Origin of the sequence: Streptomyces adelaidensis, from assembly GCF_016598475.1 — a bacterium.
Taxonomy (GTDB): Bacteria; Actinomycetota; Actinomycetes; order Streptomycetales; family Streptomycetaceae; genus Streptomyces; species Streptomyces adelaidensis.
Genome location: NZ_JAEMUX010000071.1, coordinates 31,749 through 46,906 on the forward strand (window position 1 = coordinate 31,749; position 15,158 = coordinate 46,906).

Here is a 15,158-nt window from a genome sequence, read left to right on the forward strand (position 1 = left end):
CCGGCACGGCCTACACCGGCACGGCCTAGGACAGGCAGCCGACGTGGGCGAGCGCCTGCTTCAGCAGGACTCCCTGACCGCCCGGCATCTCGCTCTGCACCGACTCCGACGCCGCCTCCTGCGGGCTGAGCCACACCAGGTCGAGCGCGTCCTGCCGGGGACGGCAGTCGCCGGACACCGGGACGATGTAGGCGAGGGACACCGCGTGCTGCCGAGGGTCGTGGAACGGCGTTATGCCCTGGGTCGGGAAGTACTCGGCGACGGTGAAGGGCTGGAGCGACGACGGGACGCGGGGCAGCGCCACCGGGCCGAGGTCCTTCTCCAGATGACGCAGAAGGGCGTCGCGTACCCGCTCGTGGTGCATCACGCGGCCGGCGACCAGCGTGCGGCTGACCGTTCCCTCCGAGCCGATGCGCAGCAGCAGGCCGATACTGGTGACTTCGCCGCTGTCGTCGACGCGCACGGGCACGGCCTCGACATACAGGATCGGCATCCGGGCGCGTGCCGATTCGAGGTCGTCGGACGTCAGCCAGCCCGGCGTGGTTTCGGTCATGTCAGACATTGGCCGATCATACTTTCTACCTCACGCGGAGCGCGCGTCGCTCCGATCACACATTGCCCCGCTCGCTCCGCTCCCATGCACCCCGCCGACGATCAGTCGTGGGCGGCCCACATCCCGCGCACATGACCGAGATGGCGCGTCATCACCGCGCGTACGGCGTCCGCGTCGCGGTCGAGCAGCGCGTCCAGGAGTTCCAGGTGCTCCTGGGCGGAGGAGAGCAGCCGGCCCCCCTCGACGAGCGCGGTCAGACCGTAGAGGCGGGAGCGTTTGCGCAGGTCACCGACCACCTCGACGAGGTGCGCGTTGCCCGCGAGGGCGAGCAGACCGAGGTGGAAGCGGGTGTCGGCCTCGACGTACGCGATGAGGTCCCCGGCGGCCGCTGCGGCGACGATCTCCCGGGCGGCGGGCCGCAGCGCCTCCAGGGAGACCGGGTCGGCGGTCCGGGCCAGGTCGACGGTGGTCGGGATCTCGATGAGCGAGCGGATGTGGGTGTACTCGTCGAGCTGACTCTCGGTGACGACGGTGACCCGGAAGCCCTTGTTGGGCACGGTGTCGACCAGGCCTTCTTTGGCCAGATCCAGCATGGCCTCGCGCACCGGCGTGGCCGAGACGCCGAAGCGGGCGGCGAGCGCGGGCGCGGAGTACACCTCGCCCGGCCGCAGCTCACCGGCGATCAGCGCGGCCCGTAGCGCGTCGGCGACCCGCTCGCGGTAGCTGCCCTTCTTGCCGCCGAGCACGGGCAGGGCGGGTGCGGACGGTGCCATGGGTCTCTCCTGAATCGCGGAGGCCTGGATCGCGGAATCGCGGAGGCCTGTCGCCAAGTCGTGATCGCCGAGTAGTGATCGCGAAGTCCTGATCGTGGGAAGCCTGATCGTGGAGTCCTGATCGTGGAGTCCTAGAGGACGAATCCGGACGGGAACGGGTCGGAAGGGTCGAGCAGATACTGGGCCGTGCCGGTGATCCAGGCACGGCCGGTGAAACTGGGCAGCACGGCCGGCCTCCCGGCCACCTGGGTCTCGCCGAGCAGCCGTCCCGTGAACCGGGTGCCGATGAAGGACTCGTTCACGAACTCGGTGTGCAGGGGCAGTTCGCCCCGCGCGTGCAGTTGCGCCATGCGTGCGCTGGTGCCCGTCCCGCAGGGTGAGCGGTCGAACCAGCCGGGGTGGATGGCCATCGCGTGCCGCGACTGCCGGGCGGTGGCGCCCGGGGCGTACAGGTGGACGTGGTGGACACCGTGGATCGAGGGGTCCTCGGGGTGGACGGGCTCCTCGTCGGCGTTGACGGCGTCCATCAGAGCGAGGCCGGCCTTGAGGATGTCGTCCTTGCGGTCGCGGTCGAAGGGCAGCCCGAACTGCTCCAGCGGCAGGATGGCGTAGAAGTTGCCGCCGTACGCCAGGTCGTATGTCACTGTCCGCCCGTCGGCGAGGGTGGCCTTGCGGTCGAGGCCGACGGAGAACGACGGCACGTTCTGCAAGGTGACCGCCTTCGCCGCGCCGTCCTCCACCGCGACCTCGGCCACGACGAGGCCCGCCGGGGTGTCGAGGCGGATGGTGGTGACCGGTTCGACGACCTCGACCATGCCGGTCTCGACGAGCACGGTCGCGACGCCGATCGTGCCGTGGCCGCACATGGGCAGATAGCCGGAGACCTCGATGTAGACGACGCCGTAGTCGCAGTCGGGACGGGTGGGCGGCTGCAGGATCGCGCCGCTCATCGCCGCGTGGCCGCGCGGCTCGTTCATCAGCAACTGCTTGACGTCGTCCCGGTGTTCACGGAACCACAGCCGCCGTTCGTTCATGGTCGCGCCCGGGATCGTGCCGATCCCGCCGGTGATCACCCGGGTGGGCATGCCCTCGGTGTGCGAGTCGACGGCGTGCAGGACGAGTTTGCTGCGCATGACCGGTCTCCCTCCTCCATGGGCTACGCGAGCCCCGCGGCGACGGCCTTCTCGGTGGCCGCGCGGATCACGGCCTCCTGCTCCGGCAGCAGCTCCACACGCGGCGGACGGCAGCGTCCCCCGTGCCGGCCCACGATGTCCATGGACAACTTGATGGCCTGCACGAACTCGACCTTGGAGTCCCAGCGCAGCAGCGGGTGCAACTGCTCGTACAGCCCCTTGGCTGTCGCGAGGTCGCCGTCCACGGCCGCGTGGTACAGCTCCACCGTCGCGGCGGGCAAGGCGTTCGGATAGCCGGCCACCCAGCCCTTCGCGCCCGCCAGAGCCAGCTCCAGCAGCACGTCGTCCGCCCCGATCAACAGGTCGAGTTCCGGGGCGAGTTCGGCCAGCTGATAGGCCCGCCGGACATCCCCGGAGAACTCCTTCACGGCCCGGATGCAACCCTCGCCGTGCAGCTTGGCCAGCAGTTCGGGGACGAGGTCCACCTTGGTGTCGATCGGGTTGTTGTACGCCACGATCGGGACGCCCGCCTTCGCGACCTCCGCGTAGTGCGCGAGCACGGAACGCTCGTCGGCGCGGTACGCGTTCGGCGGCAGCAGCATCACCGACGCGCAGCCCGCGTCGCGCGCCTGCTCGGCCCAGCGGCGGGACTCGGCGGACCCGTACGCGGCGACCCCCGGCATCACCCGCGCACCGCCGATCGCCGCGACGGCCGTCTCCACGACCTTGGCGCGCTCCTCGGGCGTCAGCACCTGGTACTCGCCGAGCGAGCCGTTCGGCACGACACCGTCACAGCCGTTCTCGACCAGCCAGGCGCAGTGCTCGGCGTACTTGTCGTGGTCCACGGACAGATCGTCGCGGAGGGGGAGGGCGGTGGCGACGAGCACGCCGCGCCAGGGGCGGTTGTCGGTGGGGGTCATGGTGGGCTCCCTCTCGATGGGGTGACATTGGGGGTGACATTGGGGTGTGACATAGCACTGAACGGGGGCGCTGATGGACGAGGTCAGAGGGCAAGGGGCAGGAGGCAGGGGAACGGCTACGGGATGTCATCGGCGTCCTCGTTCTCTCGGGGCTTCCCGGGCTTCCCGGCCGTCTCTCCCGCCCGAGCCAGTACGCCCAGCGGCACCGGCCGGGCGAAGGGCCGCCGGGACACGGCCTCCGCGCACCCGGCGATCCCCGCGACCGCCGGCCCGCACATGCGGCCCTGGCACCAGCCCATCCCGGCACGGGTGAGCAGCTTCACCGTCCGGACGTCCCCGGCGCCCAGCTCCGCGACGGCCACGCGGACGGCCCCGGCGGTCACCTCCTCGCACCGGCAGACGACCGTGTCGTCGGTGACCTGATCCACCCAGTGCGCAGGCGGTACGTACACGGTGTCGAGCACGCCGAGGAACTCCCGGAGTTCTCCCCGGGACTTGGCGGCCGCCGCCCACTCGTCCGGCACCGGCTCCCGGCCCTGGAGCCGGGCGCCCGCCGACCGGCCGGCGATGTGCCCCTCGGCGAGGGAGAGGGCCGCGCCGCCGATCCCGGTGATCTCGCCGGCCGCCCAGGCCCCTGGCACATCGGTGCGCTGCTCGTCGTCGACCCACACGCGCGTCCCGTCGGGCTCGACGCGGCAGCCGAGCGCCTCGGCGAGGTCGGTGTGCGGGAGCATGCCGTGCCCGACGGCGAGCGTGTCGCAGCGGATACGCCGCTCGCTGCCGGGCCGGACCCGGCCCCCGGCGTCGAGCTCGGCGACGGTCACGGCCTCCAGCCGGTCGGTGCCGTGCGCCTCGACGACCGTGTGACGTACGAGGGTCCGCACCCGGCGCCGCAGCAACTCCACCGCGTATCCGGCCCCTTCGGCGAGCTTGTCCGCCCGGCCCGCCAGCGCCCCGGCCCGCCGTACCAAGGCCTTCGGGTCCGCGGACTCCACCAGCGCGGCCACCGTGACCCCCGCCGCCGCGAGCCCGGTCGCCACCGGCAGCAGCAGCGGACCGGTCCCGGCGACGACCGCCGTACGGCCGGACACCACGAGCCCGCCCTTCAGCATGGCCTGCGCGCCCCCGGCGGTGACCACACCCGGCAGCGTCCAGCCGGGAAAGGGCAACACCTTCTCGTAGCCGCCGGTCGCGAGCAGGACGGCGTCCGCCCGCACCTCGACAGGGTCCTCCTGCGCGGGGCCGCGCAGCGCGTGCACGGTGAAGCGCCGGGAGCCCAGGGAGCTCAGGGGCCCCTCGGGCCGCTGCTCCACACACCAGACGTGATGGTCCGGGCGGTGCGTGACGAGTCCGGCGGCGATGTGCCGGTCGAGGCCCTCCCGCAGCCGCCGCCAGGTCCGCCACTGGTGGTGCAGCGCCTGCGGGCGCCGTGCGCCGAGGCCGGCCGCGGGCTGCCGGTAGAACTGGCCGCCGGGTGCCTCCGCCGAGTCGATCACCATGACCCGTACGCCCTGTCCGGCCGCCGCCAGGGCGGCGGCGAGCCCGGCCGGGCCCGCGCCGACGACCGCGAGACGGGGCCGCCCGTCGTCAGAGCTCATGGCCCGTCCCCTCCTGCGTACGGATCGCGTCCCCCGGCCGGAGCGGAACCAGACAAGCGCGTTGGTTCGGGCGGTCGTTGACGGTGACGAGACAGTCGAAGCAGACGCCGATACCGCAGAAGATCCCACGCGGACGGCTCTCGCCCCGCGTGGTGCGCCAGGACGTCACCCCGGCGGCCCAGAGCGCGGCACCGACCGTCTGACCGGGCAGCGCCGCCAGCTCACGGCCGTCAAGGGTCACGGCGAAGGCCGGGCCCGGTGCCGCGTCCGCCAACTCCAGTGGATTCACGGGGTCTCCCTGCTGAACTCATTGGCACCGGCCCCGTCGAAACGGTCCGGGCGGAACGGCGCGAGGTCCAGATCGGGCGTCCTGCCCCCGAGCACCTGGGCGATCAACTGCCCGGTGCCCGTGGCGAGTCCGATGCCGGCGCCCTCGTGACCACAGGCGTGGAACAGCCCCGGCACCCGGGGGTCCGGCCCGATCGCGGGCAGATGGTCGGGCATGTACGGCCGGAAGCCGACGTACGTCCGCATCGCCCGCACCCGCTCCAGGAACGGGAACAGCCGGGTCGCGCCGGCCGCCAGCGCCCGTACGACGGGCAGCGAGAACGACCGGTCGAAGCCGACCCGTTCCCGGCTCGCGCCGATCAGCACCGGCCCGGCGGCCGTGCCCTCGACGACCGGGGAGGTCTGGAGCGCCGCCGAGTCACTGGCGACGTCGGCCACATAGTCGGCGGCGTACACCTTGTGCCGCACCAGGGGCGGCAGCGGTTCGGTGACGAGGACGAAGCCGCGCCGGGGGAGGACGGGCAGGGTGACGCCGGCGAGCGCGGCCAGCTCACCGCCCCAGGTCCCGGCGGCGTTCACGACCGCCGGGGTGTGGATGTCGCCCCGGTCGGTGCGAACTCCGCGTACGGCGCCGTCCGGCGTGCGCAGCACCTCGCTCACGGTCCGACCGGTGAGCAGCCGGGCGCCGGAGGCCCGTACGAGATGGGCGGCGGCCAGGGTGGGCATGACCTGGGCGTCCTGCGGGTAGTGCACGCCGCCGGCTAGACCGGGGGTCAAGTAGGGTTCCAGATCGGGTAGTTGGTGTGCGGCGACGGCCACGGCCTCGACCCCTGCGGTGCGCTGCTCCGCCGCGAAGCGCTCCAGTGCGGCGAGACCTTCCGGTGCGGAGGCGACTACGACCCCGCCCTTCGGCTCGTACTCGATCGCCGCTCCCAGGCCGGGCTCGGCGGCCAGGTCGACCCACAAGTGGTTGGACAGCAGGGCGAGTTCGAGCTCCGGGCCCGGTTCCTTGTCGGAGACCAGGAGGTTGCCCTCACCGGCGCCGGTCGTGCCGCCGGCCACCGGGCCACGGTCCATCACGACGACGCTGAGACCCGCCCGGGCCGCGTACAGGGCGCAGGCCGCGCCCACCATTCCCGCTCCGACAACCACGACGTCGCAGGTCAGTCGCTCGGTCACCTCAGTACTATGTCACATGGCGCTGTGGCGGGAAATACCGCGACTGTGGGGTGGGGCAGGGGGCGGGGTGCGGGCTACCCTGCCTCATCAACCCCTCCCAGTGCCCCTCTCAGTACTCCTCACTCCTCTGCGTTCCTCCCTCCGAGCCTCTCCAAGGACCGCGCGATGTCACAGGACCAAGCCTGCTGCACTCCGGGCCGGGAGCCAGTGGCCGTGCCGCTCGCCGTGCCGCTCGCCGGGCCACCCGGTGTGCTGCCGGGCGGATCCCCGGCGCCAGGGGTTCACGGTGACGAGCGGCTGCTGGAGCTGCCCGGCGGGGCGTTCCTGATGGGCACCGAGGACGAGATCGGATACCCGAGTGACGGCGAAGGACCCGTCCGTGAGGTCGAGTTGAGCCCGTTCCGTATCGCCGCGACGACCGTCACCAACGAGCGGTTCGCGGCCTTCGTCGACGCGACCGGGCATGTGACCGAGGCCGAGCACTTCGACTTCTCCTTCGTCTTCGAGGGGTTCCTCCCCGCCGGCCTGCATGCCGTCTGCCCGCGCGTCCCCGGCACCCCGTGGTGGCGCGGCGTCCGGGGCGCCACCTGGCGGCGGCCCGAGGGCCCCGGCTCCTCCGCCGACGCGATCCCCGACCACCCGGTGGTACATGTCTCCTGGAACGACGCGCGGGCCTACTGCGCCTGGTCGGGCACCCGGCTGCCCACCGAGGCCGAGTGGGAGTACGCGGCCCGTGGCGGCCTGGAACAGCGGCGCTACCCGTGGGGCGACGAACTGGCCCCTGACGGCCGCCACACCTGCAACATCTGGCGCGGCGGCTTCCCGAGCCACAACACCGCCGCCGACGGCCACCGTTCGACGGCCCCGGTCGACGCCTTCGAGCCCAACGGCTTCGGCCTGTACAACACGGTGGGCAATGTGTGGGAGTGGTGCGCCGACCGGTTCAGCCCCGACTTCCACGTCACCGGGCCGCGCACCGACCCGACGGGCCCGCCCGACGGCCCCTCGCGGGTGATGCGGGGAGGCTCCCACATGTGCCACGCCTCCTACTGCGACCGCTACCGCGTGGCCGCCCGCTCCTCCAACACCCCCGACAGCTCCGCGGGGAACATCGGCTTCCGGGTCGCGGCGGCGTTCAGGACGGTGTCGTAGACCGCTGGAGCGCCCTCACCCGGCGGTCGAACTCGCGGTTGAGCAGCGGCATGAGCACGCTGCCGAACCGGGCCAGCGCCCGGGTTCCCGTGTCCGGGCAGATCGTGAAACGCCGCCGCTCGATGCCCTTCACGATCGCCGCCGCGACCTTCTCCGCCGTGAGCGGCTTGATCGTGCCGCCGATCACCCGGGTCTCCCGCGGCTTCCACCGGTTCTCCTCGGCGAGCTGCGGGGTGTCCACGTCCGGCGGGAAGACCACGCCGACGTGCACCCCGCGTGGGGCGAGTTCGGCCCGCACCGACTCCATCAGCCCGCGTACGGCGAACTTGGCCGGCCCGTAGGCGCTGTAGCCGAAGATGCCGAGCAGTCCGGCGGCGGACGACACCGCGACGACGCTGCCGTGCCCGCGCTCCACCATGCCGGGGGCGACGGCACATACGGCGTGGAGCGTGCCGAAGTAGTCGACCTCGATCATCTGCCGGAAGACGTCGTCGGACAGTTCGAGGAAGTGTCCCGGGCGGGCGAGCCCCGCCGAGGCGATCAGGATGTCGCAGGGCCGCGCCTGTTCGGCTTCCAGCTCGGCGATGGCACGGGTGAGGGCCGCACGGTCGGCCACGTCGGCGGCCCGCGCGGCGACCGGTACTCCCTTCGCGGCGGCCGACACCTCCCGCGCCGCTTCCTCCAGGCGCTCCGCGCCCCGCGCGATCAGGGAGAGCTTCGCGCCGCGTGCCGCCAGGAGCCGGGCCGTGGCCAGACCGATGCCGCTCGACCCGCCGGTCACGACGACATGGGCCGAACCGATATCCATGGGGCGGGTGTTCCGCAGTCTCATGGCGGGGAGCGTAGCGGCCACGAGAGGGGACGAGGCCCCCGGCGTCAGAGTCGGAGTCGTAGGCCGAGTCAGAGCCCGATTCAGAGCCCGAGTCAGAGCCCGAGTCCCTGGACCATCTCGTCGACGACGACCCCGGCACCGGGGCAGGGGGCGCCGGTCCGCCCGCGCAGGCGCAGGCGGAGGCGCAGACGGCGCGTCGCGGGTCGGGAGGGTGATCCGGTCGGTGGGCGCGGCCACCGGGATCTGCCGGAGCCACTGCTGGACGACCCGCACCGGGACGCCGTTGCGGCGCGCGGCGTCGTCGGCCGTGAGCCTGCCGGAAAGGATGTCCGCGAGGATGGGCGGATCCTCTCGGCCGGGGAAATCTCCGAGCCTGACAAGCCACCGAAGCCCCCACAGCGCCCCCCCACAGCGCCCCCCTCGCACCGCCCCTCTCCGCAACTCGAACGCCCCACCCCGCATGCCCCCACCCCCTCCCGCCCCGAAACTGACCCCATGCCAGTACCCGCCGCCCCCGACCCCGACCCCCGCACCAAGCCCGGCCGCATCGAGGACTACGCCCTCATCGGCGACCTCCTCACCGCCGCCCTCGTCGGCAAGGACGGCAGCATCGACTGGCTCTGCCTCCCCCGCTTCGACTCACCCGCCTGCTTCGCCGCCCTCCTCGGCGACGAGGACAACGGCCGCTGGCGCATCGCCCCGGCGGACGAGAACGGCCCGTACGCCCGCCGCCGCTACCGGGACGACACACTGATCCTGGAGACCGAGTGGGAGACGTCCGGCGGCCAGGTACTGGTCACCGACTTCATGCCCCGCCGCGAGGGTGCCCCCAGCGTCGTACGCATCGTCGAGGGCCTCTCCGGCACCGTCGACATGCGCATGGACCTGCGGCTGCGCTTCGACTACGGCGGGGTCCTGCCCTGGATGCGGAGCGGCGACGGGCAGCTGACGGGCATCGCGGGACCCGAGTCGGTGTGGTTGCGCACCCCCGTGCGGCCCACCGCCGACGGCGACTCCCACACCGCCGTCTTCCGGGTCACCGCGGGCGAACGCATCCCGTCCGTGCTGACCTGGAACCCCTCCCACCTGCCCGCCCCTGAAGAGGTGGACGCGTTCGAGGCGCTGCGCACCACGGAGGCGTACTGGCGGGGCTGGACGGACGGGCTGACGTACGACGGGCCGTACCGCGAGGCCGTCGCCCGCTCCCTGATCACCCTCAAGGCCCTCACGTACGAGCCGACCGGTGGCATCGTCGCCGCGCCGACCACGTCCCTGCCGGAGGAGATCGGCGGCGTACGGAACTGGGACTACCGCTTCTGCTGGCTGCGCGACGCCGGAATGACGCTGGAGGCGCTGCTGCGCAGCGGCTTCACCGCCGAGGCGGACGCCTGGCGGGGCTGGCTGGAGCGGGCGGTGGCGGGGCGGCCCGAGGACGTGCAGATCATGTACGGCATCGCGGGGGAGCGGCGGCTCACCGAGTGGGAGGCCGACTGGCTGCCGGGGTACGAGGGTTCGCGCCCGGTGCGGATCGGCAACGCGGCCGCCGCCCAACGGCAGCTCGACGTCCCCGGCGAGGTGATGGACGCCATCCATCTGGCCATCGGCTGCGGACTGCGCCCGCGCGAACACCTGATCTCCCTGCAGACGGTCTTCCTCGAACACCTGGAGCAGGCCTGGACCGAGCCCGACCAGGGCCTGTGGGAGATGCGCGGCGCCCCCCGCCACTACACCCACTCCAAAGTCATGTGCTGGGTCGCCTTCGACCGGGCGGTCCGCCTGGCCGAGGAGCACGAGCGCCCCGGACCGGTGGAGAAGTGGCGCGCGGTCCGTGACCGCATCCACCGCGAGGTCTGCGACAAGGCCTTCGACCCGGAACGCGGCACCTTCACCCAGTCGTACGGCTCCCGCGAACTCGACGCCGCGCTGCTGCAGATCCCGCAGACCGGGTTCCTGCCGCCGGACGACCCGCGCGTGATCGGCACCATCGAGGCCGTACAGCGCGAACTCCTCACCGACGGGCTCGTGGCCCGCTACTCGGCGGGCGGCGCCGACTCCCCGGACGGCCTCACCGGCGGCGAGGGCGCCTTCCTCGCCTGCTCCTTCTGGCTCGCGGACGCCCTGCGGATGATCGGCCGCGAGGGCGAGGCCCGCGCCCTGTACGAACGGCTGCTGGCACTGCGCAACGATGTCGGCCTGCTCGCCGAGGAGTACGACCCCCGCGCCGGCCGCCAACTCGGCAACTTCCCCCAGGCGTTCACTCACGTGCCGCTCATCCGGGTCGCCTACGAACTCGACCGGCACGCCCTCCACGCCCGCCGCGGCCACCCGAAGGCACCGCCCGGCGCGAAAGAGGGCTGAGCCGTGCTGCCCACTTCTTGGACACCGCTTCCATTACTCGGACACCCTCTTGACGCGGGGCGCAGGCGGCTCGACACTCCAGGTGGGGTATTTCCTAGTGAACAGGTATGGAATGATGGGGCGCCTGGAGCCGTGGTGACTCGTGTGCCGCGCGCACGCCGGCAGCCCCTCCTTCTGACCTCCCGCCGTCACATCGATCTGCTGCGCATCTGCAGCGCGAGAAACCCCCTGAGTTGAGCCGTAGAGTCGCTGAGCCGCTGAGCTGTCGGCGTTTCGCGCCGCAGCGCCCGCACGCCGGTGTCGCCCAACCGCGTACGCGAGAGCCGCGAACCACGCGCCAGAAACCCCGGGGAGTCACATGTCCGCGATGCCCGTCCACGCTCTGAACGCCGTTCCGTCGCCGCGCCCCCTGCCCGGCTTCCGGGGCAGGATCGGCTGCGACGCCCGCAGCGGCCGTGAGTCGGACATGATTCCGTGGACGAGCAGGGCGGTCCGATCGCCGGAGCCCCATTCACGGACGTTCAGCTGCACTTGCTACCCCTCCGAAGAACCGGGCGACTTCGGCGTGTGCGGGCGGGTCACCAGGGTCAGGTCGTGCCGATGTCGAGGAACTGCCGGACCTCCCTCTCCGCGAGCAGGCGCCCACGACCTCAGCGGTCCTACTCCGTAGGTTAGTTGGCCCGTAGCCCGGACCCGGAGTCCCTCCAGCCGGTCCTCGGTCGGTCCTCGGTCAGTCCTCGGTCAGTCCTCGCGCGGCCAGTTCTCGGCCTCGAACATCCAGTGCTGCTTCTCCAGTTCGTAGGTGACGGAGATCAGTAGATCCTGCGTCACCTTGTCCGCATCCTCCGTGGCGTCGATACGTCCGCGCAGCCGCCCGATCGCCGTCTCCAGCGCCTCCGCCAGGAGCCGCACGACCTCGTCGTCCCGCAGCCAGCCGTCCTTCGGCCCTTGCAGGGCGAACCGTGTCGCCACGGTCTCGGGCCGGCCGTCCGGGGCGATGCCGAGCGCCGCCGCGCGTTCGGCGACCTGGTCGGCGTACGACCGGGCCGTGGACACCACCTCGTCGAGCTGGAGGTGGATCGAACGGAACCTCGGTCCCACGATGTTCCAGTGGGCCTGTTTCCCGATCAGTGAGAGTCCCAGCAGATCCACCAGGGTCTCCTGAAGGGCGTCCCCGGTGACCCGGAGCGCGGGCTCGGGCAGTGTGCTCCTCACCGTCGTCATGACGTACTGCTCCTCATCGCTTCGTCGTCGCTTCGTGATCGCTCAGCGGCGCGAGACCGCTTCGCGCCGGGCCGCGTCGGCGGTCCCGGCCCGGCGGAGCAGCGCGATGCGCTCGTCCTCGCCCATGCCGCCCCACACGCCGACCGTCTGCCCGTTGCCGAGCGCCCAGTTCAGGCACTCGCGTCGTACCGGACAGCGGGCGCACACGCGCTTGGCGGCGGCGATGTCGTCGAGCGCCGGTCCTGTGGTGCCCACGGGGAAGAACAGTTCGGGGTCCTCTCCCACGCAGGCCGCTCTCCGCAACCACTCCATGCGGGGCCGGGTGCCCAGGGCGGATGGGTGGAAACGCGGCATCACGGAGCCGGTGGAACGGATCCCTCCGAAGGCTCGCCGCGCGCGGTGGACCCGGCGTGCCGGACCCCCGCGCGGGCCGGCCGTGGTCTCAGCGAGCCAGTACGCCGTCCACGAACTCCTTGACGTCCGCGAGGACTTCGCCCTTGTTCGTCTCGTTGAACACCTCGTGCCGGGCGTCCGAATAGATGCGCTCGGCCCACTCGGCGCCCCGGAGTTCCTCGACCCCGGTACGGCTGCCGGGCAGCGGCACGATCCGGTCGTCGTCACCGTGCAGCCACAGCAAGGGGAGCGAGCCGATGGTCCCGCTCTTCGAGATCGTCGCCAGGGAGCGGTCGAAGGCCTCCAGCGTCGGGCGTTTGAACGGGCCGTGCCACACCAGCGGATCGTTCGAGTATGTCGTGCCGACCAGGGGGTCGCGCGAGAGCCGCTTCGGGTCGAGCGGCGCCTCGGGCACCTCGGGCTGCGCCAGCAGCGGGCCCAGCAACTCCCAGCTACCGATCACCGGCCCGGACAGCACCACCGCGCACAGCCCGGGACCGTACCGCTGGGCGTACCGCGCGGCTATGAGACCGCCCATGGAATGGCCGATCAACACCACCGGCAGCCCCGGGTACGCGGCCCGGGCCAGCTCCTCCACCGCGTGGGCATCGGTGACCACGTCCTCGAAGTCCTCTATCAGCACCCGCTCGCCCGCCGACCTGCCGTGCCCCATGTGGTCGGGGCCGAACACCGCCGCCCCGTGACTCACCAGGGTGTCGGCCACATGTTCGTACCGGCCGATGTGTTCGCCGTAGCCGTGGATGAGGAGCACCACGTACCGCGCCTCCTCACGCGGCCACTCCCGTGCGGTGACACCGCCCCGGGTGCCGGCGAAGCTGTGCTCACGAGAGTCGGCCATGACTCCTCCAACTGCCTCGGCGAAGGTAACCCGGGGGATCTTGCCAGCCGTCCGGACGATGGTCCATGGGCCCTCCGGAGCGAAAGCCCGAATAGGACAGCGGCGCGGGAGCCGGAGCCCGAACCGGGCAGATCCGGGACCTCCGGAGGCCGAACCGGGCAACGGTCGTACGTACATGCGTACGTACGACCGTTCGGAGCCAGGACTGGGCGGCGGCAGAGCGGTGGCAGAGCCGCGGCAGGGTCAACTGGCGAGACGGTCCTGTCGCGGGCCGATAGGTGCGCATAGCATCGGACCCCGCATGAACACGATGACTCTCTGGCACCTGTCCGTGGCCGAGTTCGCGGTCCTCGCCGTCGCCGCCCTGCTCGTCGGCTTCTCGAAGACCGCCGTGAGCGGTGCCAACACGGTCAGCCTCGCGATCTTCGCGGCGGTCCTGCCCGCCCGCGCCTCGACCGGTGTCCTCCTGCCGATCCTCATCTTCGGGGACATCCTCGCCGTGCTGACCTACCGCCGGCACGCCCACTGGCCCACCCTGTGGCGGCTCTTCCCGGCCGTCGGCGCCGGCGTCGTCCTCGGCACGCTGTTCCTGGTGTGGGCCGACGACCAGATCGTCCGTACGTCGATCGGCGCGATCCTGCTGCTGATGACGGCCGTCACCGTCTGGCGCCGCCGCACGGTCGACAAGGACGACGAACCCGACGCGATCACCACCCGCGCCGGCAGGGCCAAGGCCCGCTCCTACGGCGTCCTCGGCGGCTTCACCACCATGGTCGCCAACGCCGGCGGCCCGGTGATGTCCATGTACCTGCTCTCGGCGGGCTTCCGGAAACTCGGCTTCCTCGGCACCTCGGCCTTTTTCTTCCTCATCGTCAACGTCTCCAAGGTCCCCTTCAGCGTGGGCCTCGGCCTCATCGACGGCCACTCTCTCCTGCTGGACGCGACCCTGGTGCTCTTCGTCGTACCGGGTGCCTTCCTCGGCAAGTGGGCGGTGAACCGCATCAACCAGCGGCTCTTCGAGCAACTGGTGATCGGAGCGACGGTCGTGGGCGGCCTGCACCTGCTGCTCCGCTGACGGGCCCGCCCGCCGGCCCCCGTACGCTCGACGCCATGCCCCCGCACATCCTCGTCCTCGGCGGTACCACCGAGGCGCGCGAACTCGCCGCAGCCCTCACCGTCCTGGCCGGTGTGCGCGTGACCACGTCCCTCGCCGGGCGGGTGGCCGGGCCGGGGGCGCTCGAAGGGGACGTACGGATCGGCGGGTTCGGCGGCGTGGAAGGGCTGGCGGCCTGGCTGCGCGAGCACCATGTCGACGCGGTCGTGGACGCCACGCACCCCTTCGCCACGGGCATCACGGCGAACGCCGCACAGGCGGCGAAGGCCACCGGTATCCCGGCCGTCGTCCTGCGCCGACCGGGCTGGGCCCCTGTCCCCGGCGACGGCGACCGTTGGCACGACACGGCATCCCTCGCCGAAGCCGCCACGCTGCTGCCGTCCCTGGGCAACCGGATCTTCCTGACGACCGGCCGCCTGGGCCTCGCCGCCTTCGCGCACCTCTCCGGACTCCACTTCCTCGTACGGTCGGTGGAGCCCCCCGAGCCGCCGCTGCCCCCGCACACCCACGTCCTGCTCGCGCGCGGTCCGTTCACCGTCGACGGTGAGACGGCCTTGCTGCGCGAGCACCGTGTCGACGTCCTCGTCACCAAGGACAGCGGGGGAGAGGCGACGGCAGCGAAGCTCGTGGCCGCCCGGCAACTAGGCCTGCCGGTCGTCGTCGTACGACGCCCCCCGCTTCCGGAGGGCGTCACGACGGTGCCGGACGTTCCGGGGGCGCTGGCACACCTGGGCCGGGACCTGAGCCTGGACCTCGACCGAGACCGAGACCGAGACCTAGAC

The 15,158-nt window shown here is 72.2% G+C and carries 16 protein-coding genes; 4 read left to right on the top strand and 12 right to left on the bottom strand.

Annotation, left to right across the window (positions count from 1 at the left end):
* Positions 1-25: 25 nt before the first annotated feature.
* The 7 genes from I8N67_RS31135 to I8N67_RS31165 form a co-directional block, all read right to left on the bottom strand.
* The gene (locus I8N67_RS31135) at positions 26-553 is read right to left on the bottom strand and encodes an NUDIX hydrolase family protein (RefSeq protein ID WP_200307592.1); all 528 of its coding nucleotides are present in this window, start codon (positions 551-553) and stop codon (positions 26-28) included.
* Positions 554-654: 101 nt separating this feature from the next.
* Complete coding sequence (locus I8N67_RS31140) at positions 655-1,326, bottom strand: GntR family transcriptional regulator (protein WP_200307576.1); 672 nt, start codon at positions 1,324-1,326, stop codon at positions 655-657.
* Between the two features lie 131 nt (positions 1,327-1,457).
* Positions 1,458-2,459 (bottom strand): proline racemase family protein, encoded by a 1,002-nt coding sequence (locus I8N67_RS31145; protein WP_200307577.1) that lies wholly within the window; start codon positions 2,457-2,459, stop codon positions 1,458-1,460.
* A gap of 23 nt (positions 2,460-2,482) precedes the next feature.
* Complete coding sequence (locus I8N67_RS31150) at positions 2,483-3,379, bottom strand: dihydrodipicolinate synthase family protein (RefSeq protein ID WP_200307578.1); 897 nt, start codon at positions 3,377-3,379, stop codon at positions 2,483-2,485.
* A 116-nt stretch (positions 3,380-3,495) separates the two neighbouring features.
* Positions 3,496-4,977, bottom strand: coding sequence for an FAD/NAD(P)-dependent oxidoreductase (locus tag I8N67_RS31155; RefSeq protein WP_200307579.1), 1,482 nt, complete (start codon positions 4,975-4,977; stop codon positions 3,496-3,498).
* Positions 4,967-5,266 (bottom strand): (2Fe-2S)-binding protein, encoded by a 300-nt coding sequence (locus tag I8N67_RS31160; protein WP_200307580.1) that lies wholly within the window; start codon positions 5,264-5,266, stop codon positions 4,967-4,969. Before I8N67_RS31160 ends, I8N67_RS31155 begins: the two co-directional genes overlap by 11 nt.
* The gene (locus I8N67_RS31165) at positions 5,263-6,444 is read right to left on the bottom strand and encodes an NAD(P)/FAD-dependent oxidoreductase (RefSeq protein WP_200307581.1); all 1,182 of its coding nucleotides are present in this window, start codon (positions 6,442-6,444) and stop codon (positions 5,263-5,265) included. Before I8N67_RS31165 ends, I8N67_RS31160 begins: the two co-directional genes overlap by 4 nt.
* Before the next feature lie 165 nt (positions 6,445-6,609).
* Here I8N67_RS31165 and I8N67_RS31170 point away from each other — a divergent pair, with 165 nt between their 5' ends.
* On the top strand, positions 6,610-7,596 hold the full coding sequence (locus I8N67_RS31170; RefSeq protein WP_200307582.1) for a formylglycine-generating enzyme family protein: 987 nt from the start codon (positions 6,610-6,612) through the stop codon (positions 7,594-7,596).
* On the opposite strand, the gene I8N67_RS31175 is transcribed toward I8N67_RS31170, so the two are convergent.
* Complete coding sequence (locus tag I8N67_RS31175) at positions 7,580-8,428, bottom strand: SDR family oxidoreductase (protein ID WP_200307583.1); 849 nt, start codon at positions 8,426-8,428, stop codon at positions 7,580-7,582. The two genes, I8N67_RS31170 and I8N67_RS31175, sit on opposite strands and share 17 nt — an antisense overlap.
* Positions 8,429-8,923: 495 nt before the next feature.
* Here I8N67_RS31175 and I8N67_RS31180 point away from each other — a divergent pair, with 495 nt between their 5' ends.
* A complete protein-coding gene (locus I8N67_RS31180; protein ID WP_200307584.1) occupies positions 8,924-10,786 on the top strand; it encodes a glycoside hydrolase family 15 protein in 1,863 nt (620 codons plus the stop codon).
* A gap of 354 nt (positions 10,787-11,140) precedes the next feature.
* Here I8N67_RS31180 and I8N67_RS43195 read toward each other — a convergent pair whose 3' ends face one another.
* The 4 genes from I8N67_RS43195 to I8N67_RS31200 all read right to left on the bottom strand — a co-directional run bounded on the left by I8N67_RS43195 (position 11,141) and on the right by I8N67_RS31200 (position 13,262).
* Positions 11,141-11,317, bottom strand: coding sequence for a hypothetical protein (locus I8N67_RS43195; protein ID WP_234046588.1), 177 nt, complete (start codon positions 11,315-11,317; stop codon positions 11,141-11,143).
* Between the two features lie 210 nt (positions 11,318-11,527).
* Positions 11,528-12,010, bottom strand: a complete 483-nt coding sequence (locus tag I8N67_RS31190; protein ID WP_200307585.1) for a Dps family protein — start codon at positions 12,008-12,010, stop codon at positions 11,528-11,530.
* Between the two features lie 42 nt (positions 12,011-12,052).
* Positions 12,053-12,322, bottom strand: coding sequence for a WhiB family transcriptional regulator (locus I8N67_RS31195; protein WP_200307586.1), 270 nt, complete (start codon positions 12,320-12,322; stop codon positions 12,053-12,055).
* Between the two features lie 130 nt (positions 12,323-12,452).
* Positions 12,453-13,262: an alpha/beta hydrolase gene (locus I8N67_RS31200; protein ID WP_200307587.1), complete on the bottom strand. Its 810-nt coding sequence runs from the start codon at positions 13,260-13,262 to the stop codon at positions 12,453-12,455.
* 301 nt (positions 13,263-13,563) lie between these two features.
* Here I8N67_RS31200 and I8N67_RS31205 point away from each other — a divergent pair, with 301 nt between their 5' ends.
* Entirely contained in the window at positions 13,564-14,337 is a 774-nt protein-coding gene (locus I8N67_RS31205; RefSeq protein WP_200307588.1) for a sulfite exporter TauE/SafE family protein, read from the top strand.
* A 35-nt stretch (positions 14,338-14,372) separates the two neighbouring features.
* A partial coding sequence (locus I8N67_RS31210) for a cobalt-precorrin-6A reductase (protein ID WP_200307589.1) occupies positions 14,373-15,158 on the top strand: 786 nt, incomplete at its 3' end.

Excerpts from the sequence above, each read along its gene's own strand:
- I8N67_RS31135 (WP_200307592.1), bottom strand. The coding sequence starts at position 553 with ATGACCGAAACCACGCCGGGCTGGCTGACGTCCGACGACCTCGAATCG.
- I8N67_RS31140 (WP_200307576.1), bottom strand. The coding sequence starts at position 1,326 with ATGGCACCGTCCGCACCCGCCCTGCCCGTGCTCGGCGGCAAGAAGGGC.
- I8N67_RS31145 (WP_200307577.1), bottom strand. The coding sequence starts at position 2,459 with ATGCGCAGCAAACTCGTCCTGCACGCCGTCGACTCGCACACCGAGGGC.
- I8N67_RS31150 (WP_200307578.1), bottom strand. The coding sequence starts at position 3,379 with ATGACCCCCACCGACAACCGCCCCTGGCGCGGCGTGCTCGTCGCCACC.
- I8N67_RS31155 (WP_200307579.1), bottom strand. The coding sequence starts at position 4,977 with ATGAGCTCTGACGACGGGCGGCCCCGTCTCGCGGTCGTCGGCGCGGGC.
- I8N67_RS31170 (WP_200307582.1), top strand. The coding sequence starts at position 6,610 with ATGTCACAGGACCAAGCCTGCTGCACTCCGGGCCGGGAGCCAGTGGCC.
- I8N67_RS31175 (WP_200307583.1), bottom strand. The coding sequence starts at position 8,428 with ATGAGACTGCGGAACACCCGCCCCATGGATATCGGTTCGGCCCATGTC.
- I8N67_RS31180 (WP_200307584.1), top strand. The coding sequence starts at position 8,924 with ATGCCAGTACCCGCCGCCCCCGACCCCGACCCCCGCACCAAGCCCGGC.
- I8N67_RS31190 (WP_200307585.1), bottom strand. The coding sequence starts at position 12,010 with ATGACGACGGTGAGGAGCACACTGCCCGAGCCCGCGCTCCGGGTCACC.
- I8N67_RS31195 (WP_200307586.1), bottom strand. The coding sequence starts at position 12,322 with ATGGAGTGGTTGCGGAGAGCGGCCTGCGTGGGAGAGGACCCCGAACTG.
- I8N67_RS31200 (WP_200307587.1), bottom strand. The coding sequence starts at position 13,262 with ATGGCCGACTCTCGTGAGCACAGCTTCGCCGGCACCCGGGGCGGTGTC.
- I8N67_RS31205 (WP_200307588.1), top strand. The coding sequence starts at position 13,564 with ATGAACACGATGACTCTCTGGCACCTGTCCGTGGCCGAGTTCGCGGTC.